Origin of the sequence: Agreia sp. Leaf283 (assembly GCF_001422485.1) — a bacterium.
Lineage (GTDB): Bacteria > Actinomycetota > Actinomycetes > Actinomycetales > Microbacteriaceae > Agreia.
Genome location: NZ_LMNF01000001.1, coordinates 817,545 through 834,668, shown reverse-complemented (window position 1 = coordinate 834,668; position 17,124 = coordinate 817,545). Strand labels below are relative to the sequence as shown.

At 68.4% G+C, this 17,124-nt stretch carries 27 protein-coding genes; 16 read left to right on the top strand and 11 right to left on the bottom strand.

The genetic code is table 11. The annotated features are described in order from the left end of the window. The first annotated feature begins 26 nt into the window (after positions 1–26). Entirely contained in the window at positions 27–608 is a 582-nt protein-coding gene (locus tag ASF51_RS03690) for a hypothetical protein (protein ID WP_055925317.1), read from the top strand. A gap of 95 nt (positions 609–703) precedes the next feature. Here the strand turns inward: ASF51_RS03690 and ASF51_RS03685 are convergent, their stop codons facing one another. Then, positions 704–1,678, bottom strand: coding sequence for an SDR family NAD(P)-dependent oxidoreductase (locus tag ASF51_RS03685; RefSeq protein ID WP_055925315.1), 975 nt, complete (start codon positions 1,676–1,678; stop codon positions 704–706). 40 nt (positions 1,679–1,718) lie between these two features. Here ASF51_RS03685 and ASF51_RS03680 point away from each other — a divergent pair, with 40 nt between their 5' ends. The 3 genes from ASF51_RS03680 to ASF51_RS03670 all read left to right on the top strand — a co-directional run bounded on the left by ASF51_RS03680 (position 1,719) and on the right by ASF51_RS03670 (position 4,392). Beyond that, a complete protein-coding gene (locus tag ASF51_RS03680) occupies positions 1,719–2,264 on the top strand; it encodes a thioesterase family protein (RefSeq protein WP_055925312.1) in 546 nt (181 codons plus the stop codon). 45 nt (positions 2,265–2,309) lie between these two features. Further along, positions 2,310–2,666, top strand: a complete 357-nt coding sequence (locus ASF51_RS03675) for a UBP-type zinc finger domain-containing protein (RefSeq protein ID WP_055925309.1) — start codon at positions 2,310–2,312, stop codon at positions 2,664–2,666. A 133-nt stretch (positions 2,667–2,799) separates the two neighbouring features. Then, positions 2,800–4,392 carry a Na+/H+ antiporter gene (locus ASF51_RS03670; protein ID WP_055925306.1) on the top strand — a complete coding sequence of 531 codons (1,593 nt, stop codon included), beginning with the start codon at positions 2,800–2,802 and terminating at the stop codon, positions 4,390–4,392. A gap of 84 nt (positions 4,393–4,476) precedes the next feature. Here ASF51_RS03670 and ASF51_RS03665 read toward each other — a convergent pair whose 3' ends face one another. The 4 genes from ASF51_RS03665 to ASF51_RS03650 form a co-directional block, all read right to left on the bottom strand. Beyond that, positions 4,477–5,127 (bottom strand): GNAT family N-acetyltransferase, encoded by a 651-nt coding sequence (locus ASF51_RS03665; RefSeq protein WP_055925304.1) that lies wholly within the window; start codon positions 5,125–5,127, stop codon positions 4,477–4,479. A 97-nt stretch (positions 5,128–5,224) separates the two neighbouring features. Continuing rightward, positions 5,225–5,866, bottom strand: coding sequence for a DedA family protein (locus tag ASF51_RS03660; RefSeq protein ID WP_055925301.1), 642 nt, complete (start codon positions 5,864–5,866; stop codon positions 5,225–5,227). A 37-nt stretch (positions 5,867–5,903) separates the two neighbouring features. Continuing rightward, positions 5,904–6,836 carry an alpha/beta hydrolase gene (locus ASF51_RS03655; RefSeq protein ID WP_055925298.1) on the bottom strand — a complete coding sequence of 311 codons (933 nt, stop codon included), beginning with the start codon at positions 6,834–6,836 and terminating at the stop codon, positions 5,904–5,906. 47 nt (positions 6,837–6,883) lie between these two features. Continuing rightward, the gene (locus ASF51_RS03650) at positions 6,884–7,219 is read right to left on the bottom strand and encodes a hypothetical protein (protein WP_157411986.1); all 336 of its coding nucleotides are present in this window, start codon (positions 7,217–7,219) and stop codon (positions 6,884–6,886) included. Positions 7,220–7,486: 267 nt separating this feature from the next. On the opposite strand from ASF51_RS03650, the gene ASF51_RS18590 reads away from it, so the two are divergent. The 10 genes from ASF51_RS18590 to ASF51_RS03600 all read left to right on the top strand — a co-directional run bounded on the left by ASF51_RS18590 (position 7,487) and on the right by ASF51_RS03600 (position 11,390). Next, positions 7,487–7,660, top strand: a complete 174-nt coding sequence (locus ASF51_RS18590; RefSeq protein WP_082465913.1) for a CsbD family protein — start codon at positions 7,487–7,489, stop codon at positions 7,658–7,660. A 78-nt stretch (positions 7,661–7,738) separates the two neighbouring features. Then, positions 7,739–8,038 carry a hypothetical protein gene (locus ASF51_RS03640; protein WP_055925290.1) on the top strand — a complete coding sequence of 100 codons (300 nt, stop codon included), beginning with the start codon at positions 7,739–7,741 and terminating at the stop codon, positions 8,036–8,038. Continuing rightward, positions 8,035–8,418 (top strand): hypothetical protein, encoded by a 384-nt coding sequence (locus tag ASF51_RS03635; RefSeq protein ID WP_157411985.1) that lies wholly within the window; start codon positions 8,035–8,037, stop codon positions 8,416–8,418. Before ASF51_RS03640 ends, ASF51_RS03635 begins: the two co-directional genes overlap by 4 nt. A gap of 139 nt (positions 8,419–8,557) precedes the next feature. Beyond that, complete coding sequence (locus tag ASF51_RS03630; protein ID WP_055925284.1) at positions 8,558–9,004, top strand: Asp23/Gls24 family envelope stress response protein; 447 nt, start codon at positions 8,558–8,560, stop codon at positions 9,002–9,004. Then, a complete protein-coding gene (locus ASF51_RS03625) occupies positions 9,001–9,198 on the top strand; it encodes a DUF2273 domain-containing protein (RefSeq protein ID WP_055925281.1) in 198 nt (65 codons plus the stop codon). Before ASF51_RS03630 ends, ASF51_RS03625 begins: the two co-directional genes overlap by 4 nt. Beyond that, positions 9,195–9,575 (top strand): hypothetical protein, encoded by a 381-nt coding sequence (locus ASF51_RS03620; RefSeq protein ID WP_055925278.1) that lies wholly within the window; start codon positions 9,195–9,197, stop codon positions 9,573–9,575. The genes ASF51_RS03625 and ASF51_RS03620 overlap by 4 nt, the downstream gene beginning before the upstream one ends. Beyond that, a complete protein-coding gene (locus ASF51_RS03615; RefSeq protein ID WP_055925275.1) occupies positions 9,572–10,156 on the top strand; it encodes a DUF6286 domain-containing protein in 585 nt (194 codons plus the stop codon). The genes ASF51_RS03620 and ASF51_RS03615 overlap by 4 nt, the downstream gene beginning before the upstream one ends. Next, complete coding sequence (locus ASF51_RS03610; RefSeq protein ID WP_055925272.1) at positions 10,153–10,758, top strand: hypothetical protein; 606 nt, start codon at positions 10,153–10,155, stop codon at positions 10,756–10,758. The genes ASF51_RS03615 and ASF51_RS03610 overlap by 4 nt, the downstream gene beginning before the upstream one ends. A 21-nt stretch (positions 10,759–10,779) precedes the next feature. Next, entirely contained in the window at positions 10,780–10,989 is a 210-nt protein-coding gene (locus tag ASF51_RS03605; RefSeq protein WP_055925269.1) for a hypothetical protein, read from the top strand. A gap of 44 nt (positions 10,990–11,033) precedes the next feature. Next, the gene (locus tag ASF51_RS03600; RefSeq protein WP_055925266.1) at positions 11,034–11,390 is read left to right on the top strand and encodes a hypothetical protein; all 357 of its coding nucleotides are present in this window, start codon (positions 11,034–11,036) and stop codon (positions 11,388–11,390) included. Between the two features lie 8 nt (positions 11,391–11,398). Here ASF51_RS03600 and ASF51_RS03595 read toward each other — a convergent pair whose 3' ends face one another. The 3 genes from ASF51_RS03595 to ASF51_RS03585 are packed head-to-tail and all read right to left on the bottom strand — an operon-like array spanning position 11,399 to position 13,297. Continuing rightward, entirely contained in the window at positions 11,399–11,794 is a 396-nt protein-coding gene (locus ASF51_RS03595; protein WP_055925263.1) for a YchJ family protein, read from the bottom strand. Between the two features lie 28 nt (positions 11,795–11,822). Continuing rightward, entirely contained in the window at positions 11,823–12,140 is a 318-nt protein-coding gene (locus ASF51_RS03590; protein WP_055925260.1) for a hypothetical protein, read from the bottom strand. Positions 12,141–12,142: 2 nt separating this feature from the next. Then, positions 12,143–13,297, bottom strand: a complete 1,155-nt coding sequence (locus ASF51_RS03585; RefSeq protein WP_055925257.1) for an inorganic phosphate transporter — start codon at positions 13,295–13,297, stop codon at positions 12,143–12,145. A gap of 155 nt (positions 13,298–13,452) precedes the next feature. Between ASF51_RS03585 and ASF51_RS03580 the strand changes: the two genes are divergently transcribed. Then, positions 13,453–13,686 carry a hypothetical protein gene (locus tag ASF51_RS03580; protein ID WP_055925254.1) on the top strand — a complete coding sequence of 78 codons (234 nt, stop codon included), beginning with the start codon at positions 13,453–13,455 and terminating at the stop codon, positions 13,684–13,686. A 22-nt stretch (positions 13,687–13,708) separates the two neighbouring features. Here the strand turns inward: ASF51_RS03580 and ASF51_RS03575 are convergent, their stop codons facing one another. Next, entirely contained in the window at positions 13,709–14,032 is a 324-nt protein-coding gene (locus ASF51_RS03575; RefSeq protein ID WP_055925250.1) for a hypothetical protein, read from the bottom strand. Positions 14,033–14,141: 109 nt separating this feature from the next. Here ASF51_RS03575 and ASF51_RS03570 point away from each other — a divergent pair, with 109 nt between their 5' ends. Then, on the top strand, positions 14,142–15,107 hold the full coding sequence (locus tag ASF51_RS03570; protein WP_055925247.1) for a DNA-3-methyladenine glycosylase: 966 nt from the start codon (positions 14,142–14,144) through the stop codon (positions 15,105–15,107). Positions 15,108–15,129: 22 nt separating this feature from the next. Here the strand turns inward: ASF51_RS03570 and ASF51_RS03565 are convergent, their stop codons facing one another. Together ASF51_RS03565 and ASF51_RS03560 are read right to left on the bottom strand one after the other, a co-directional pair. Next, the gene (locus tag ASF51_RS03565) at positions 15,130–15,423 is read right to left on the bottom strand and encodes a hypothetical protein (protein ID WP_055925243.1); all 294 of its coding nucleotides are present in this window, start codon (positions 15,421–15,423) and stop codon (positions 15,130–15,132) included. A gap of 53 nt (positions 15,424–15,476) precedes the next feature. Continuing rightward, positions 15,477–17,075, bottom strand: coding sequence for an NAD(P)/FAD-dependent oxidoreductase (locus ASF51_RS03560; RefSeq protein ID WP_055925240.1), 1,599 nt, complete (start codon positions 17,073–17,075; stop codon positions 15,477–15,479). Positions 17,076–17,124 lie beyond the last annotated feature (49 nt).

Here is a 17,124-nt window from a genome sequence, read left to right as displayed (position 1 = left end):
TCGGAGGCGATGCCTACACTTCGGCTATGAGAGCCGATACCTTCTTTCTTCTGTCAGACGCCGCTCTTCGCAGCGTCATCGATCGAGTGCAGCCGGGCGACTTCGACAAGCCCGTTCCCGCATCGTGGTCCTCCTTCGAGAACCCCACCGTCCTCGACCTGCTGAAATCACACGCCTACGACGAGGCCTGGGTTCCCGGTGTGCTGGCCGGCAGGTCCATCGCCGACGGCGACGAGCTGCGTGACAAAGACCTGCTCGGCGACGATCCCATCGCCTCGTACGACGCCCTGAACGACGCGGCGACGGAGCGTGTGCAGGCCGGCGTCGACCTCGATACGACGTTCCGTTTTCAGTACGGCGACTATCCGGCCGACGAAGGTCTCTCACACCTCGGTATGTATCGGGCGACCCAGGCGTGGATGATCGCCAAGCATCTCGGCATCCCCTTTCATCTCTCGCCCGAGCTCATCGACGGGCTGAACGAGTGGGTCGTTCCTCACGCAGACGAGTGGCGCAGCTTCGGCGTCTTCCCTCCCGCGATCGAGCCGCCGGCCGGGGCAGACGACGAGACGCGACTGCTGTGTGCGATCGGGTTCTGGGTGCCGTAGCGCCGATCGGTGCCTCTCGTCACTGAGGTGCGGAAAGTGGCCGCGTCGATTCGTTGCGAAGCGGCCCTTTCCCGCACTTCAGTGAGCGACAGCGCTTACGCGAACGCGTTCACGCCCGTGAGCTCGGCCGACAGCGCCCACAGTCGGGCGGCGTCGTCGCGATCGATCGCGTGCGCATCCACCCCTGCGAAGCGGGCCGTCGGGCTGCCGGCGACCGTGGGCTCGGCGATGTCGCAGTCCTCGCAGTAGACGCCGCCCATTCCGTCGAGCTGCGGTGAGGTCGCTGCCCACGTCGAGGTCGCGGCTCCCTGGGCGGGCGTCTTGAAGCGCTCGTTCACGGTGCCGTCCTCGGTGATCCAGCCCGAGGCGATCATCTCCTCGCGAGGCAGGTGACGCTGCAGCTCGGTCATGATGCCGCCCGGATGCGCCGCGAAGGCCCTGACCCCGAACGGCGCCCCGAGCGTATCCAGCTGCACGGCGAACAGGCTGTCGGCCGTCTTCGCCTGGCCGTACGCCTGCCACTTGTCGTAGCCGGTCGTGAACTGCGGGTCGTCGAAGCGCATGGGGCTGAGCTTGTGACCCGTCGACGAGAGCGCCACGACGCGGGCTCCGCCGTCTGCGACGAGCGCGGGCCACAGCAGGTTCGTGAGCACGTAGTGGCCCAGGTGGTTCGTGGCGAACTGCGACTCCCAGCCGTCGCCCACTCGCGCCTCGGGCGAGGCCATGATCGCCGCGTTGTTGATGAGGATGTCGAGGCCCATACCCGAGGAGAGGTAGCGCTCGGCGAAGGAACGCACGCTGGCCAGATCAGACAGGTCCAGTCTGTCGACGGCCACGCCCATGAGACCGCGCTCCTCGAGGGCCTGCCGCGCAACGTCGGGTCGGCGGGCCGGCACGATCACCTGCGCACCGGCATCCGTCAGCGCCGCGACCGTCTCGATGCCGAGCCCCGAGTACCCACCCGTGACGATGGCCGTCTTGCCCGCGAGGTCGATTCCCGCGAGCACGTCGCTCGCCGTCGACCGGTCGGTGAATCCAGAGGGAAGCGCGTGCTGGGGAGTCGTTGTCATTGGTCAAGCGTATGCCTGTTTCGGAGGCTAGATTCGGGGGATGCACCTCTTCTTCCGCACGGTCTGGTACCAGTGGCGCGCCCGAACGAGACGTCGCGTCGGAACGTTCGACGTCGCATCCACGCCCTTTCGTGTGCTGCCCAGCGACCTCGACCTGTTCCGGCACATGAACAACGGCGTCTACCTGTCGATCCTCGACCTGGGCAGGCTCGACATGCTCGTGCGCAGCGGCATCTGGGCGATCGTGAACGGCCGCGGCTGGTACCCCGTGGTCGTCGCCGAGACCATCAGCTTTCGCAAGTCGCTCACCCTCTGGCAGCGCTTCGACGTCGAGTCGCGCGTGCTCGGCTTCGACGACAAGGCCGTCTACGTGGAGCAGCGCTTCACGGTCGACGGAGAGATCTACGCGCAGGCGTTCATCCGCGGCCGGTTTCTGAAGCGCACCGGCGGCGTGGTGCCGATGCACGAGCTTCTGGATGCCGTGGGCCCGATCCCCGCCGAGGTCACGGTCCCGGAATGGTTGCACGAGTGGGGCCAGACCACCGCGCTGCCCCCGACGAAGGCCCCCGCGCCGAGCGAGTGGTGACTAGTCTGGGTGGCACATCGCATCCACCTTCGTCAGGGGAGAACTATGACCACGATTCCAGGAATCGACCCGTCGGCGCCGCCGAGCGGCACCGGCTGCGTGGAGTGCCTCGAGACAGAGGATCAGTGGTGGTTCCACCTGCGTCGCTGCGCGCAGTGCGGGCACATCGGCTGCTGCGACAGTTCGCCCAACCAGCATGCATCGAAGCATGGCGCTGAGACGGGACACCCGATCATCCAGAGCTTCGAGCCCGGCGAGGACTGGGTGTGGAGCTTTGAGACCAACCAGTACTACGACGGTGCTCCGCAGCTCGCCGCCCCCGACAGCCACCCCGCCGACCAGCCCGTTCCCGGGCCTGCCGGGCGGGTTCCCTCGAACTGGCAGGAATTGTTGAACCAGTAGGGGAGTTCACTTCCTCGTTCCCTGAGCTTGTCGAAGGGGACTCGCGTTCCCTGAGCTTGTCGAAGGGCAGCGATTTCGAGGATTCCCTTCGACAAGCTCAGGGAACGGATACCTAGAGAGGGAGGGCGGCACCGTGGAGGACTCCGTTGTCACGATCATCTGGATCGTGTCGTTCGTGGTGGTCACCGTCGCCGTCAGCGGGCTGACGAAGCGCATCGGCTGGTCGGCACCCGTGTCGCTGGTGCTCGTGGGCGCCGTGGCCTCGTTCGTGCCCGGCGTGCCCCACCTCGAGATCGAGCCGGACCTCATCCTCTACGGGCTGCTGCCCCCGCTGCTGTTCGCGGCGGCCATCCGCACGTCGTTCGTCGATGTACGCGCCCGGCGCGACGGCATCCTGCTTCTGTCTGTGGGTCTCGTCGCCTTCACCGTGGTGGTCGTCGGCTTCACCGCGTGGCTCATCATTCCCGCGATCACGCTGGCCGCCGCGTTCGCGTTCGGCGCCGTGGTCGCGCCGACGGATGCCGTGGCCGTGACCGCCGTCGCCGGGCGCCTCGGGCTGCCCCGGCGGCTCGTCACCGTGCTCGAGGGCGAGAGCCTGCTCAACGACGCCACCGCCCTCGTCGCCCTGAACGCGGCGGTGCTCGCCATGATCAGCGTCATCAACCCGTGGATGGTGGCGGCCGATTTCGTGATCGCCGTGGTCGTCGGCGTCGCGGTCGGGCTGGGCGTGGGATGGGTGCTCTCGAAGATCCGGCAGCAGCTGCGCGCCCCCGTGCTCGACACGAGCCTGTCGCTGGTCACGCCGTATCTCGCGTTCATCCCCGCGCAGCTCTTCCACGGGTCCGGTGTGCTCGCGGTCGTCGTGGCCGGACTGTTCCTCGGCTACCGGTCGCCGGTCATACAGACGGCCGAGGCGCGCATCGCCGAGTCGATCAACTGGCGCACCATCCAGTTCCTGCTCGAGAACGCCGTCTTCCTGCTCATGGGCCTCGCCCTGGCCGAGATCTTCGACGGGGTCGTCGACTCGGGCCCGGGATTCTGGCCGACCGTGGGCATCTCGGCGATCATCCTGCTTGCGCTCCTCGTGTCGCGGGTGGTCTGGATGCTCATCACCACCTCGGTCTATCGGTTCGGCCCCCAGTGGTTGCGGGGTCGCGGATGGAGCTGGCGCACCGGGATCGCGGTGTCGTTCGCGGGCATCCGGGGCGTGGTCACGCTCGCAGCCGTGTTCCTGCTGCCGGAGGAGACGCCGAACAGGGAGTTCCTCCAGTTCCTGGCGTTCGTCGTGGTGGCGGGCACTCTGGTCGAGGGGCTGGGGCTGCCCTGGCTCATCCGCCGACTGCGGCTTCCTCCGCCCGATGTCGAGCAGGAGCGCGGGGAGACGCAGCGGCTCATGGTCGAGGCGCAGACCGCGGGGCTCGATCTGCTTGAGCAGCAGGAGCTCGAGGGAGTCGAACCCGGAGTCGTCGAACGACTGCGCACGAACGCCCGCTTTCTCGCAGAGGCGCTCGAGAACCCGCCCGAGGGAGACCGCGAGACGCGTCCCGCGTCGTACAACAGGCTGCGTCGGTTGATGGTGCAGGCCGAGCGGCAGGCGGTGCTCGACGCCCGGGCCGAGGGCCGCTACCAGGAGCGCGCGGTGAAGACGACGCTGGCGTTCATCGACGCGGAGGAGTCCGCGCTCGACATGCACAAGCCGCCGAAGCCGGGCTCGAACCTTACCTGAGCAGTTCTGCGCGGGCGGGTGTTGCCCGCGGCGACGGATGTTGCTGGTCGCCCGGCAACATCCGTCGCGACGAGCAACAATCGCCTACGGCTTGAGGAGTTCTGCGCGGGCGGCGGCCGCGCCGTCCACCCCGAGGGGCCACTCCGGGCGGGGGAAGTTCTCGCGGTCGAGGCGCAGTTTCTGCATCGTGTTCGGTTCTCCCGGGCGCGGTTCGACCACGGTGACGCCCGCGTCGACATAGCCCAGGCGGCGCGAGACACCGAGCGACGACGCGTTCCACGTGGCCGCGCTCGACTCGGCGACCTCCACATCGAGATGATCGAACGCGAACAGCAGGATGGCGGCCCGCATCTCGGTTCCGAATCCGTGGCCCTGCGCCGCCCGGGTGAGCCACGACCCCGACGACACGGTCTTCGTGCGGGCGAGGTTCTCTGCGCGCACATCCTGCATGCCGATCACGCGGCCCTCGTGCAGAACGACGAAGTCGAGGGTCCAGGTGCCGGGCTGCACGGTGGTGCGCAGGTGCCAGTGGTACTTCGCGAAGTCGCGGGCGAGCTGCTCGGGCTCCGCGTCGGTCCAGGGCGAGTCGAACGGCATCCGATCAGCCGGGTGGATGCCTGCCAGCACGGCCTCGACGATGGCCGGAAGATCGTCGTCGCGCATCAGCCGCAGCTCGAGCCGGGGCGAGCGAAGCCGCAGGGCGAAGAGGGGCCACACGTCGTCGAGGGTCAGCATGGTGCCCCAGAGTACTCGACCTCCGCTATCCGCTCCTGCTGGGTGCATCCGCGCCGCGTCGGCCGGTAGCGGATGCGCCGAACCGGCGCGGATGCGTTCAGGCGGCGGCGCGGTGACGGCGGATGCGGCGCACCACGAGCCACACGACCACACCGGCGATAGCCGCGTAGACGATGTAGTTGAGGTAGTCGCTGTACTTCTCGATGAGCTCGTACTGCGTTCCGAGGGCAGCGCCGAGGCCGATCAGAAGGCCGTTCCAGATGGCGCTGCCCGCGATCGTGAAGATGCTGAAGCTCACCAGGTTCATGCGCTCGGCACCGGCGGGAAGCGAGATGAGGCTGCGCACGCCCGGAATGAACCGGCCGAAGAATACGGCCGACTTTCCGTGCCTGGAGAACCACGAGGCGGCCTTCTCGAAGTCCTCTTTGTCGACGAGCGGCAGCTTCGACAGCCCCGCGATCGCCCTGTCCATGCCGAGCTTGGCGCCGAGCCAGTACAGAACGAGCGAGCCCACGTAGGCGCCGAGCGTGCTGGTGATGACGACGAGCACGATGCTCAGCTCGCCACGCTGCGCCAGAAAACCCGCGAGCGGCAGGATGACCTCGCTCGGAATGGGAGGGAAGACGGTCTCGATCAGGGTGAAGAGCCCCACGCCCCACTCGCCGATGCCTTCCATCAGGGTGAGCGCGAAGCCGGCGAGCCCGCCGAGCTCGGTGGGATTGCCTGCTGTTCGAATCATCCCTTCAAGGGTGGCATGCCAGCGAAGGCTCAGCCTCCTAAGGGGCTGGGAACAGCGCTCCTCGGAGCGCGGCCGCCTGCGCCCGCCAGAACCGTCGAGAGACGGGCTTCTCGGCGAAGAGCACGTCGAAGCCGTGGAACGCGCCCTTCACGACGGTGCTCTCGCACGGAACACCGGCCTCGCGCAGCCTGCGCGCGTACTCGAGATCCTCGTCGAGGAAGAGATCGAGCGACCCCACGCCGATCCACGCTGGCGGCAGGCCCGAGAGGTCTTCCCGCCGGGCGGGTGCCGCGTACGGCGAGATGCCGGGACCGCCGGGGGCGGTGCCGAGGTACGACGACCAGCCGTAGCGGTTGCTGCCCGGGCTCCAGATGCGCACGTTGCGGGTGTCGAGATCGTCGCGCAGAACCGAGCGGTCGTCGAGCATGGGGTAGACGAGCAGCTGGAAGGCGGGAACGATCTCGCCCCTGTCGTGCGCGTAGAGCGCGAGTCCCGCGGCGAGCCCGCCGCCCGCGCTCGCACCTCCGATCGCGATGCGCTCGGGGTCGACGCCCCGCTCGGCCGCGTGCTCGGCCAGCCAGCTCAGGCCGGCATAGGCATCCTCGATCGCGGCGGGCGCCGGATGCTCGGGGCCGAGCCGATAACGCAGGCCCACCACCGTGATCCCCAGCGTGCGGGCGAAGTCGATGCTGGAGCGCTCGTCTTGAACCGGGTCGCCCTGCAGGAATCCGCCGCCGTGAATCCAGAACAGGGCGGGCGCCGGCCCCGTGAGCGTTCTCGGCCGGTACACCCGCAGCGAGACGTCCGGACCGCCGGGAGCGCCGGGCACCGTGATCTCGTCGATCAGCATGTCCTCGGGCGTCGGCGGTGTTCGCTGCGGAACACGGCTCATCACCGACACCACTCGCGGCCCGAACGAGAACCGCGGAATGAAGCGGCCGACGGCGAGATCCGGATGAAAGGCGCTCATAGATCCTCCTCGATCAACGCAACCGTACAACAGTCTCCGGTACGGGCTCAGCTCGAGATCATCGCGATGCGCACCGTGACGCTGGCCTGCACCCTCGTGCGGGAGAGCAGGTCGACGATGTGGTCGTGGGCTGCGCGACCCGTCTGGTGGGCGGGCGCACGTTCATCGACGCCGATGACCGCGGTGACGGTCGTGCCCTGCTCACCCGCCTCGACACTGATCAGCGGGGCCGGAACTGCGGGCGCGGGAACGACGGCTGCGCCGACCTCCTCGACGACGACCTCGACGATGGGAGCGCTCGAATAGATGGCGGTGACGCCGTCGACGTCGCGGAGGACCTTCTCGATCTCGACGGCGAGCGCGGTCGCGGGGGAATCGGCCATGCGGGTGTTCCTCTGCATCAGGCTCGAGTCGATCACCCCCGAGCGGGTTCGGCATGCAGCCATTTCTCAGCTTTTTCGCACACCTGGGGCGTGACGATCGGGCGTCGACATGCGTCCTACGGGTAAGAGTCGCACACACGGATTTCTTCATCGAAGTCTTGACACGAGTCGATGTCGTCGGTTTCGGCGTCGACATGCGAGCGTGCGCGACTCCCGCCGGCCGCACCCCGCGAACCGGGAGAACCCGAGAAGAACAGGAACGACATCATGAGCGCAGCAGACAAGATCCAGAACGCCGCCGAAGACCTCAAGGGCAAGGCGAAGGAAGCACTCGGAAACCTCACCAACGACGACAGCAAGGTCGCGGAGGGCAAGGCCGACCAGGCCAAGGCCGACGCCAAGAAGGCCGGCGAGAACGTCAAGGACGCCTTCAAGCACTGATCGCACCTCACCCTCTTCGACCCCGGCCTCCGTCTACGAGGCCGGGGTCGAAGCATCCGAATCACCGACAGGACCCTGATGGGAAAAATCATCTACGGCAACTCGGGGGTCGAAATGATCCTCGACGACAGGCCGCTCAACCACGTGCGCGTGGTCGTGCTGGCCAAACTCCGACGGGGCGAGAGCTTCGCCCTCTCGTGGGAGAACGACCGCGGCCACCACATGATGTGGCTGCACCCCGCGATTCCACTCGCATTCACCTTCTCGGGCAAGAGGCACCCGGCGCTCAACCGCGCCTGGGTCGACGCGCTCATGCGCACGGCGAACTCGGCCACAGGTCTCGAGGTCGTGCCCGAACCGCCTGAGACAGAACGATGAGACACCGCCCACGGAGTGTGTGGTTCGCGCTCGGCACGGGAACCATCACGACGATCATCGTCGCGGCGATCGTGCTCGTGCCGGTCGCGGGGCTCGTCGGCTCCGCCGCGGCGGCGGCCCCGTTCGTCGACTTCCCCGTCGCGAGCATGACCGTCGCCGTCGTCGGCGGCTACGCGCTGGCTGCCGGACTCCTGGCGCTCATCCTGCGCATCCGTCGCGGCCCGCTGGCCTGGATCTGCGCCGTCGCCGCCGTCATCGCCGCGCTCGTCGTGTCGGTGTACCCGCTGGCCGCGGGCGCCGGAGCGGCCGCAGCAGAAGCCGGCGAGGCGATCCCGACGATCGTCGACTGGGTCGGCAGGCTGCAGCAACTGCTGCCCTGACCGATCGAGTTTCTGTTCCCGCCAAGTCGTCCAAAAGATTTTCAGATTCTTTCGTGACGAACCGGTCGCATCACACGACCTATCCATGAAGCAGCACCAAGCCCCGGAGAATCCGGGCACTCATACCAAGGAGACAATCATGGCCACCACGCCCACCCCCGCCACTCCCGCCACCGCGGCGAATGCACTGCCCGTGTCGACCACGCTCGGCAAGACCACCATCAACGATGGAGTCGTCGCCAAGGTCGCCGGCATCGCCGCCCGCGAATCCCGCGGAGTCTTCGCCCTCGGTGGCGGAGCCGCCCGCGCGTTCGGCGCCATCCGCGAGGCCGTCGCCGGTGCGGACCAGAGCCAGGGCATCAACGTCGAGGTCGGCGAGAAGCAGGTCGCCGTCGACGTCACCATCGTCGCCGAGTACCCCGCGCCCCTGCAGGACGTGGCCGACGGCGTTCGCGACAACGTGATCCGCGCCGTCGAGACCATCGTCGGACTCGAGGTCACCGAGGTCAACGTGACCGTCAACGACGTGCACCTGCCCTCCGACGACAACAACAAGGACGACGCAGCAGAGGCGCGAGTCCAGTGACCCCCTCGGCAACCCGCACGGGCATCCTCATCGGCGCGGTCCTCGCGCTCACCTGGATCGTGCTCGGATTCTGGGCGTTCTTCTTCGTCGCCATCGCCATGGCCATCGGTGCCCTCATCGGCCGCGTCATCGAGGGCAAGCTCGACGTGACCAGTCTTGTCGACGCGTTCCGCGGCAAGCGCTCCTCGTCATGAGCATCGCCTCGACGACCGAGACCGGAGCGGCACAGCGCGGTCGCACCCGTGTCACGTCGAAGGCCCTGAACAAGGTCGTGTCGGCGGTCACCGCCGACGCCCTCGGGGTCGACGCCGCGCGCGTGGGCGTCGAACTCGCCGACCACACGGGTGCGCTGGCCCTGGTCGTGACCACCCCCATCCGGATCGTGTCGCTCGATCGAGTGAGCACCGACAACTCGGTCGTCGCACGATCGGGCGGAACGATCCTCGACAGGGCCGGCCAGGCGCAGACGACGATCCGCGATCGGGTGAGCGCGCTCACCGGTTCGCAGATCGCCCGCGTCACCGTGAAGGTCTCCGGCGTCACCATCCAGCCAGAGGAGAGAGTGAAATGAGCTCCGACAACAAGGCTCTCTACGCGCGGATGAGCCGGCGCGAGACCCACTCGCCGCGCTCACTGCTCGCGATCGTTCTCGCGGTCGTGCTGATCATCGTGTTCGCCTGGGTGGGCACCGAGGTCGTGATCGCCCTTCTCGGGCTTCCCGCCCTGCTGGTCGCGCCATCCGACATGTTCGCGTCGGCCCTGGGCCTCGCCGAGCAGCCGGCAGCGATCGTTGCGGCCGCGGGAATCGTCGTGGCGGTGATCGGTCTCGTGCTGATCATCCTGTCGCTCTCGCCCGGCCGCCGCGCCCGTCATGTGATCGACACCGAGCGTGCGGCGACCGTCGTCGACAACGAGGTCATCGCATCCGCCCTGGCCCGGCACGCGTCGTACGCGGGCAACGTCGACCCCGACAACACCACCGTGTCGGTCTCGCACCGCCGCGCCGTGGTCGACCTCACCCCCACATCCGGAATCCCGGCCAATCGCGACGACGTGACCGAGGCCGTGACGGCCCAGCTCGACGCATACGGCCTGCGCCCCACCGTTCGGGCACGGGTTCAGATCGCAGAGAAAGCGAAGGTAGGCGCATGAACAGCACCAATCGTGCAGCCAACAGGCTGCTGATCTTCGTCTGCGGTCTACTTCTGCTCGTCGTCGGTGCGGCCGCGGCCGCCGCCGTGCTCGTTCCGTTCGTTCGGGATGCCTGGAAGGACAAGAGCGGGCAGGTCACCGACCAGGTGGCGAGCTGGCTCGAGCAGACTCAGCTCGCCGGCATCGGAGTGAGCTGGATTCTCATCGCCGTCGTCGCGCTGCTCGTGATCGCCATCATCGTTCTGATCGTGTTCATCTCACGGCAGGGGCGCGGCCACACCGGGATCGCGCTGACCGACCCCACGAGCGAGCACGGGTCGACCGTGATAGAGTCGTCGGTCGCCGAGAACGCCCTGAAAGACGCGCTCGACGCACACTCCGAGTTCGTCGGCTCCCACGTCTCGACGTACAAGGTGCGCCGCACCCCCGTGCTGAAGGTGTCCGTCACCTGCCGACGCGGCGTTTCGCCGAAAGACGCGGCCGCGATCGTCGAGTCGAAGCTCCACGCGCTCGACGAGCTGCTCGGCCGCGAGCTGCCCGCGCTGATCCAGATCAGCGGCGGCTTCCGAGCCCGGGTCACCAAGACCACCCGCCTGCAGTAACTCTTGAGAAAGAAGAAGAACATGCCCAAACCCCTCGTGTGGCTCGTCGTGATCGTCGTCGGAACAACCGCCTACGTCGTCGGAGCCAAGGCCGGCCACGGCCGCTACAAGGAGATCAGCGAGACGGCGAAAGCCTTCTGGAACGATCCCGCCGTGAAGAAGGCCCGCGCCCGCGCCCAGAAGAAGACGCAGAAGGCGGCCAAGAAGGCCGTGAAGAAGATCTCGAAGTAACTGCGCTCGTCCACCCCCGCCCCACCACGCAAGGAACGCACATCATGACCGACAAATCCCCGAAGCACACCGCCGATGATGTCATCGACAAGGCTGCAGACACCGCGCACGACCTGGCCGACAAGGCGGGCGTCGAGGGCGACGTGAAGAAGACCGTCGACCGGGCCTCCGACGCGGCCAAGGACGCCGCCGGCACAGCCTCCGACGTGGCCGAGGACATCGGTCGAAAGGTCGAGAAGACGGCCGATGATGTCGTCTCGTCGGCCCGGGACTTCGCTGATGAGGGCAGCAGCCGCATCCGTTCGGCCTACGATGACAACCCGACGCGGTTCGTGACCGTCGCCGCGCTCGTGGGTGCCGCTGTCATCGCGCTCGTGGTCGCCCTGGCCAAGCGCAGGTAGCCGCCCCGTCAGGCCGAGCCGTCGACGTAGACCCAGGCTCCGTCGACGCGCGTGAAGGTGCTGATCTCGTGCTGCACGCCCGACGATCGGCCCTCCGGCGCATCCACCCGGTACTTCGCGCGGAACTCGACGACACCGTCGGTGTCGCGTTCCGCACCGCGCTCGGTGCGCACGATCTCGAGCCACAGCCAGCGCGTGTCGGCGTCGAGTTCGAGCGTCGCCGGGCGGGTATCCGGATGCCACGACCGCAGCAGGTAGGCCGGGTCGCCCACCGCGAACGCCGAGAACCGCGACCGCATGAGCCGCTCGGCCGTCGGCGCGGGGGAGAGCCCGAGGTGGATCGGGCGACAGCACTCGCCGTAGCTCAGGCCGGAGCCGCAGGGGCAGCGCGCGTCCGTTTCCACCCCTCCATTATCGGTGGGGCAGCGCGTGTCAGTGGAACTGCGGAATGATCAGGTACAGCCCGTAGAGCACCGCCGCCACGCAGACGGCCAGGCAGGCGAACGCGCCGACGGTCGCGCCGAGAGGCCTCGAGCCCCTGGCGGTCGACACGATCGATCCGTCGGCGCCCGTGTCGTCGTCGGAGCCGACCGCCAGCAGGCGCAGTCCCAGTGCGAAGAACACGACGATGGCGACGGCGGCGCCGAAGGCCACGACGAAGACGATGCCGAATGCGGCCCAGTCGACGCCGAGGAACTTCTCCGAGCCGTCGGCTGCCACGACGAGAGCGGTGGCGGTGGAGTCGATCATGATCAGGCCTTTCCGGTCGATGCGGTCTCGGGTTCACGCGATTCCGCGTCGACGTCGTTCACATTGTCGTGGGTGACGGGGTGCCTGCGCGCAAGGAACACGAACGCCAGCCCGCCGGCGAGGGCCAGCACGGCCACGACGATGAGTCCCACGGTGCTGGTGCTCGCGATCCAGGCGGCGAGCCCGCCCACCAGAGCTGCGGCCGGCAGGGTGAACACCCAGGCCATGGCGATGCGTCCGACGACTCCCCAGTGCACGGTCGCGAGCTTCTTGCCGAGGCCCGAGCCGACGACGGCGCCGGAGGTGACCTGCGTGGTCGACAGGGCGAATCCGAGGTGTGACGAGATGAGGATGGTTGCGGCCGAGCTGGTCTCTGCGGCGAAGCCCTGGGCCGGCTGCACGTCTGTGATGCGCTTGCCGACCGTGCGCATGATGCGCCAGCCGCCCAGGTAGGTGCCGAGCGCGATGGCCAGACCGCAGGATGCGACGACCCAGAACTGCGGGCCCGTTCCCGACCCCTGGTAGCCGGCCGCGATGAGCGTGAGCGTGATGACGCCCATCGTCTTCTGCGCGTCGTTGGTGCCGTGGGCGAGCGACACGAGGGAGGCCGAGATCGTCTGTCCGTGCCGGAAGCCGGCATCCGCCCCTCGTGAGCGGGCCTGCTTGGTGATGCGGTAGGCGGCGTAGGTCGCCACCAGCGCGACGAGGCCGGCGACGAGCGGCGAGAAGAGCGCGGGCAGCACGACCTTCGAGAGCACGACGGCGAAGTCGACCGATCCGAATCCGGCGCCGATGATCGCCGCTCCGATGAGGCCGCCGAAGAGGGCGTGGGTCGAGCTCGACGGCAGTCCGAGGTACCAGGTGCCGAGGTTCCAGAGCACGGCGCCGACGAGTCCGGCGAAGATCATCGTGGGCGTGATCTGCACACCCCCGTCGCCCTCCTTGATGATGCCCTGCGAGATGGTCTTCGCCACCTCGGTCGAGAGGAAGGCACCGACAAGGTTGAGCACGGCCGAGATGGTGACCGCGACCTTCGGCTTGAGCGCGCCGGTCGCGACCGAGGTCGCCATGGCGTTGGCCGTGTCGTGGAAGCCGTTCGTGAAGTCGAACACGAGGGCGATGGTCACGACGAGCAGAACGGTGATGAGAACATCCACGTTTTCGTCCCTTCGAATCGGGCACTCCTGGCGATCGGGAAGCGGTTCGTTCGGCGATCGCGGGCGACGGTACGCCCCGACGGTTAAATCGGGATGAACAACGCCGGAGCGATAGTCTCAGCAGCCGTTAACCTCGGCGGCGCACCCTGAACGGCATGTCGATGTCAGAGCCTTTCGAACCCCAGATCGAGCGCCACCCCGCAGACCGAGACGAAGATCTCGACCTGCACGACGGACCGGTCGACGGACCGGACACACTCCCCGGCAACGATGCCGGGGAAGAGGGCACGCTGCAGCAGCACGAGTCCACGAAGGACATCCCTTTCCGACGTCCGACGCCCGGCGAGCACCTGACTCCGGAGCAGCTCGAAGCCGAACTCGACGACTGAGACGCCCCGCACCTGGCGCGCGTCAGCGCAGCGCGGTCGGCACCACGTCGCGGCGCTGCCAGCGCACCGAGATGCTGCGCCTGAAGTCGGAGCGGCCGAAGCCCTCCTGCAGTTCGTGAACGACGGCCGCCATCGATGCGGCGAGTGCCTTTTCGTCGGCCGCGACAACGCTGAGCGTGAGCGACCGGCCCTCCTGCCTCACCAGCGCGCGCCCCGCGATGGGAATCGACACGATGAAGCCCTGGGCATCCACCGGCATGCGTCGATATCGAGCGAGCCGATCGGTGAAGACCGAGAGGGCGTGTGGGGAGTCGAATGCGGTGAGGATCGCCGTTGACGTCTGCATGGGGGCACCCTCGCAGGTCGCGGTGACGGGGCGGTGAACGCGCCGTGACGGGAGATCGTCACGCGTCGATGCGATGAATGTCCGAACCTCGGGTTAGCCTGCCGTCACCATGACTCTCGAAGCGCCCCGCACCACCGTCGACACCGTCGCCGGTGACGTCGCCGCCGGTGCCGCCGTGGTCACCGTCTATGCGCCGGCGCACGAGGTCGACGTCGCGCGAACGATGGGCGTGCACTCCCGGGGCACGGGAGACCCGACCTGCCGGTCGACGCCCGAGGGGTTCTGGCGCACGGTGCGCACACCGGAGGGCGCTGCCACGTTGCTGATGCGCCAGCGACAGCACGGCATCGAGGCGCGAGCCTGGGGGCCGGGCGCGCACTGGGCGATCGACCGGGTGCCCGCACTGCTCGGTGCCGACGACGACTGGTCGGGGCTGACGCTGCACACCCATCCGGCGCTCGCCGAGGTGCGTCGCCGCAATCCGGGCATGCGCCTCAGCCGCTCCGGCCTCATCATGGAGGCGCTCGTACCCGCGATCATCGAGCAGAAGGTCACCACGCTCGAGGCGCATCGTGCCTGGTACCGCCTCATACGCATCTACGGCGAGGTCGCGCCGGGCCCCGCGCCCGCGGGCATGCACGTCGCGCCCAGCGCGGAGACCTGGCGCGGAGTGCCGTCGTGGCAGTGGCATCGTGCCGGCGTCGACCCGCGCCGCAGCCGCACCGTGGTGTCGGCATGCCAGTTGGCCACGGCGCTCGAGCGCGCCGCGACGGTGGATGCGGAGACGGCGGCCACACGGCTGCAGACGCTGCCGGGCATCGGCAGGTGGACGGCGGCCGAGACCACCCAGCGCAGCCACGCCGACCCCGACGCGGTGAGCGTGGGCGACTATCACCTCGCCGCGCACGTGGGCTACGCGCTCACGGGTTCGCCCGTCGACGACGACGGCATGCTCGAGCTGCTCGAACCGTGGCGCGGACACCGTCAGCGCGTCGTGCGGCTCATTCTCGCCAGCGGCTTCGCCAAGCCGAGGCACGGCCCGCGCATGACGATTCAAGATCACCGCGGTCACTGATCGGCGCCGCGGGGCTGCTCGACTACCGCAGCACGGCCTTCGAATGGTCGGCCGGGTTCACCAGAACGTCGACTTCGGTTCCCGGCTGCCACTCGAACTGCGCCCTCTCGGGAATCAGTTGGCGCTGCTGGAGTTCGTAGACCTCGAACCCCTCGAGATCGATGCGGAGCGTCACGTCGAAGAACTCGTTGCGGTCGACCCATTCGTCGGTGCGAGCGACCGAGACGATGATGGCCGTGCCGGGCAGCCAGTGGCGCATCAACCCCGAATCGACGTCGAACGGATTCTCGATGTCGTCGATGCCCCCGTCAATCATTGAGCCATCGTAGCCACAATGACTCAGTGAGAGTCAAGACTATTGAGTAACAATCAGCTACTGGCGGACGCATCCGAGCGCAGCTCGAGAACGGCCATCGCCGCGTTGTGGCCGCCGAGGCCGCTCACGGCCCCGCCGCGGCGGGCACCCGAACCGCAGAGCAGGATGCGGTCGTGACCGGTCGCGACTCCCCAGCGCTCGGCCGGGCTCTCGAGCGGGGCGTCATCGTCGACGAACGGCCACGACAGCGGTCCGTGGAAGATGTTGCCGCCCGGCATGCCGAGCGATCGTTCGATGTCGAGCGTGGTCTTGGTCTCGATGCAGGGGTGTCCCTCTGAGTCGAGCAGCAGGCATCCCTCGATCGGCTCGGCGAGCACGCTGTTCAGCGAATCGATGACCGCGGCCTGCAGGCGCTCACGCATCTCGTCGTTGTTCTCGTCGGTGATGAGGCGGGACGGCACGTGCAAGCCGAACACGGTGAGGGTCTGGGCGCCGGATGCCTGCAGCTCGGGTGACAGGATCGACGGGTCGGTGAGCGAGTGGCAGTAGATCTCGGCGGGCAAGGGCGACGGGAGAGCGCCCGCCTCGGCCGCATCCACGGCCCGATCGAGCTCGGCGTAGCCCTCGTGGATGTGGAACGTCCCTCCGAAGGCGGCCTCGGGTGACACACTCTCGTCGAGCAGCCGCGGCAGGCGCGAGAGCAGCAGGTTCACCTTCACCTGGGCGCCCTCCGGCTTGGGGCGAACCCCGGCCTCGCCCTCGCCGAGCAGGCGGTCGAGCACCCAGGGGGCGACGTTCGACAATACGTGGCCGGCGCGCACGAACCGCTCCGACCCGTCGAGAGTGAACGACACGGTGCCGTCGGGGTCGATCGCGGTGACCTCCGCACCCGTCACGATGGTGGCACCGGCCTCCGTGGCCGCATGCCAGAGCGCACCGCTCACGGCACCCATGCCGCCGACGGGCACATCCCAGTCCCCGGTTCCGCCGCCGATCACGTGGTACAGAAAACAGCGGTTCTGCGCGAGATCGTCGTCGGATGCTCGGGCGAACGTTCCGATGAGCGCGTCGGTGAGGAGAACGCCCCGCACGAGGTCGTTGTCGACGTCGGCCTCGATGGCTCCGGCGAGCGGATGCTCGATGAACGCGTTCCAGGCGTCGTCGTCGCCGACCAGGGCGCGGGCCTCCGCCCGCGTCATCAGCGGTTCGGTGAGGCTCGGCCACAGCGTCTCGGCGAGCCGCGCCGCGCGACCCTGGAACCGGGCGAGACCCTGCGCATCCGGTTCGGCCCCGATCGCGGCGAACGACGCCGCGGTGGCCTCGGAGTCGCCGGTGTCGATGAGCAGGCCCGTCGATGTGCCGGGCAGGGGAGTGTAGGAGGAGTAGCGGCGGCGCAGCAGCGTGAGGTCGAGACCGAGGTCGTCGATGATGCGCTGGGGCAGCAGGCTCACGAGGTAGGAGTAGCGGGAGAGCCGCGCGTCGTGGCCCGCGAACGCCTGCGCCGAGACGGCGGCCCCGCCGGTGTGATCGAGGCGCTCCAGCACCACGACCTCGAGGCCCGCTGTGGCGAGATAGGCGGCCGCGACGAGGCCGTTGTGGCCCCCGCCCACGATCACGATGTCGGCCGAATCGGGAACGGCTGCAGTGCTCATGCGTCGAGCATAGTTGCGGGGTGCGCTCCGCCTCCGGGCGTTGGGGGCA

Bases quoted from the DNA above. Each gene is read 5' to 3' on its own strand.
- ASF51_RS03590 (WP_055925260.1), bottom strand. From the start codon at position 12,140: ATGATCGACTCCACCGCCACCGCTCTCGTCGTGGCAGCCGACGGCTCG.
- ASF51_RS03605 (WP_055925269.1), top strand. From the start codon at position 10,780: ATGCCCAAACCCCTCGTGTGGCTCGTCGTGATCGTCGTCGGAACAACC.
- ASF51_RS03600 (WP_055925266.1), top strand. From the start codon at position 11,034: ATGACCGACAAATCCCCGAAGCACACCGCCGATGATGTCATCGACAAG.
- ASF51_RS03685 (WP_055925315.1), bottom strand. From the start codon at position 1,678: ATGACAACGACTCCCCAGCACGCGCTTCCCTCTGGATTCACCGACCGG.
- ASF51_RS03570 (WP_055925247.1), top strand. From the start codon at position 14,142: ATGACTCTCGAAGCGCCCCGCACCACCGTCGACACCGTCGCCGGTGAC.
- ASF51_RS03650 (WP_157411986.1), bottom strand. From the start codon at position 7,219: ATGGCCGATTCCCCCGCGACCGCGCTCGCCGTCGAGATCGAGAAGGTC.
- ASF51_RS03655 (WP_055925298.1), bottom strand. From the start codon at position 6,836: ATGAGCGCCTTTCATCCGGATCTCGCCGTCGGCCGCTTCATTCCGCGG.
- ASF51_RS03630 (WP_055925284.1), top strand. From the start codon at position 8,558: ATGGCCACCACGCCCACCCCCGCCACTCCCGCCACCGCGGCGAATGCA.
- ASF51_RS03675 (WP_055925309.1), top strand. From the start codon at position 2,310: ATGACCACGATTCCAGGAATCGACCCGTCGGCGCCGCCGAGCGGCACC.
- ASF51_RS03580 (WP_055925254.1), top strand. From the start codon at position 13,453: ATGTCGATGTCAGAGCCTTTCGAACCCCAGATCGAGCGCCACCCCGCA.
- ASF51_RS03640 (WP_055925290.1), top strand. From the start codon at position 7,739: ATGGGAAAAATCATCTACGGCAACTCGGGGGTCGAAATGATCCTCGAC.
- ASF51_RS03620 (WP_055925278.1), top strand. From the start codon at position 9,195: ATGAGCATCGCCTCGACGACCGAGACCGGAGCGGCACAGCGCGGTCGC.
- ASF51_RS03565 (WP_055925243.1), bottom strand. From the start codon at position 15,423: ATGATTGACGGGGGCATCGACGACATCGAGAATCCGTTCGACGTCGAT.
- ASF51_RS03560 (WP_055925240.1), bottom strand. From the start codon at position 17,075: ATGAGCACTGCAGCCGTTCCCGATTCGGCCGACATCGTGATCGTGGGC.
- ASF51_RS03610 (WP_055925272.1), top strand. From the start codon at position 10,153: ATGAACAGCACCAATCGTGCAGCCAACAGGCTGCTGATCTTCGTCTGC.
- ASF51_RS03575 (WP_055925250.1), bottom strand. From the start codon at position 14,032: ATGCAGACGTCAACGGCGATCCTCACCGCATTCGACTCCCCACACGCC.
- ASF51_RS03680 (WP_055925312.1), top strand. From the start codon at position 1,719: ATGCACCTCTTCTTCCGCACGGTCTGGTACCAGTGGCGCGCCCGAACG.
- ASF51_RS03635 (WP_157411985.1), top strand. From the start codon at position 8,035: ATGAGACACCGCCCACGGAGTGTGTGGTTCGCGCTCGGCACGGGAACC.
- ASF51_RS03615 (WP_055925275.1), top strand. From the start codon at position 9,572: ATGAGCTCCGACAACAAGGCTCTCTACGCGCGGATGAGCCGGCGCGAG.
- ASF51_RS03690 (WP_055925317.1), top strand. From the start codon at position 27: ATGAGAGCCGATACCTTCTTTCTTCTGTCAGACGCCGCTCTTCGCAGC.
- ASF51_RS03665 (WP_055925304.1), bottom strand. From the start codon at position 5,127: ATGCTGACCCTCGACGACGTGTGGCCCCTCTTCGCCCTGCGGCTTCGC.
- ASF51_RS18590 (WP_082465913.1), top strand. From the start codon at position 7,487: ATGAGCGCAGCAGACAAGATCCAGAACGCCGCCGAAGACCTCAAGGGC.
- ASF51_RS03660 (WP_055925301.1), bottom strand. From the start codon at position 5,866: ATGATTCGAACAGCAGGCAATCCCACCGAGCTCGGCGGGCTCGCCGGC.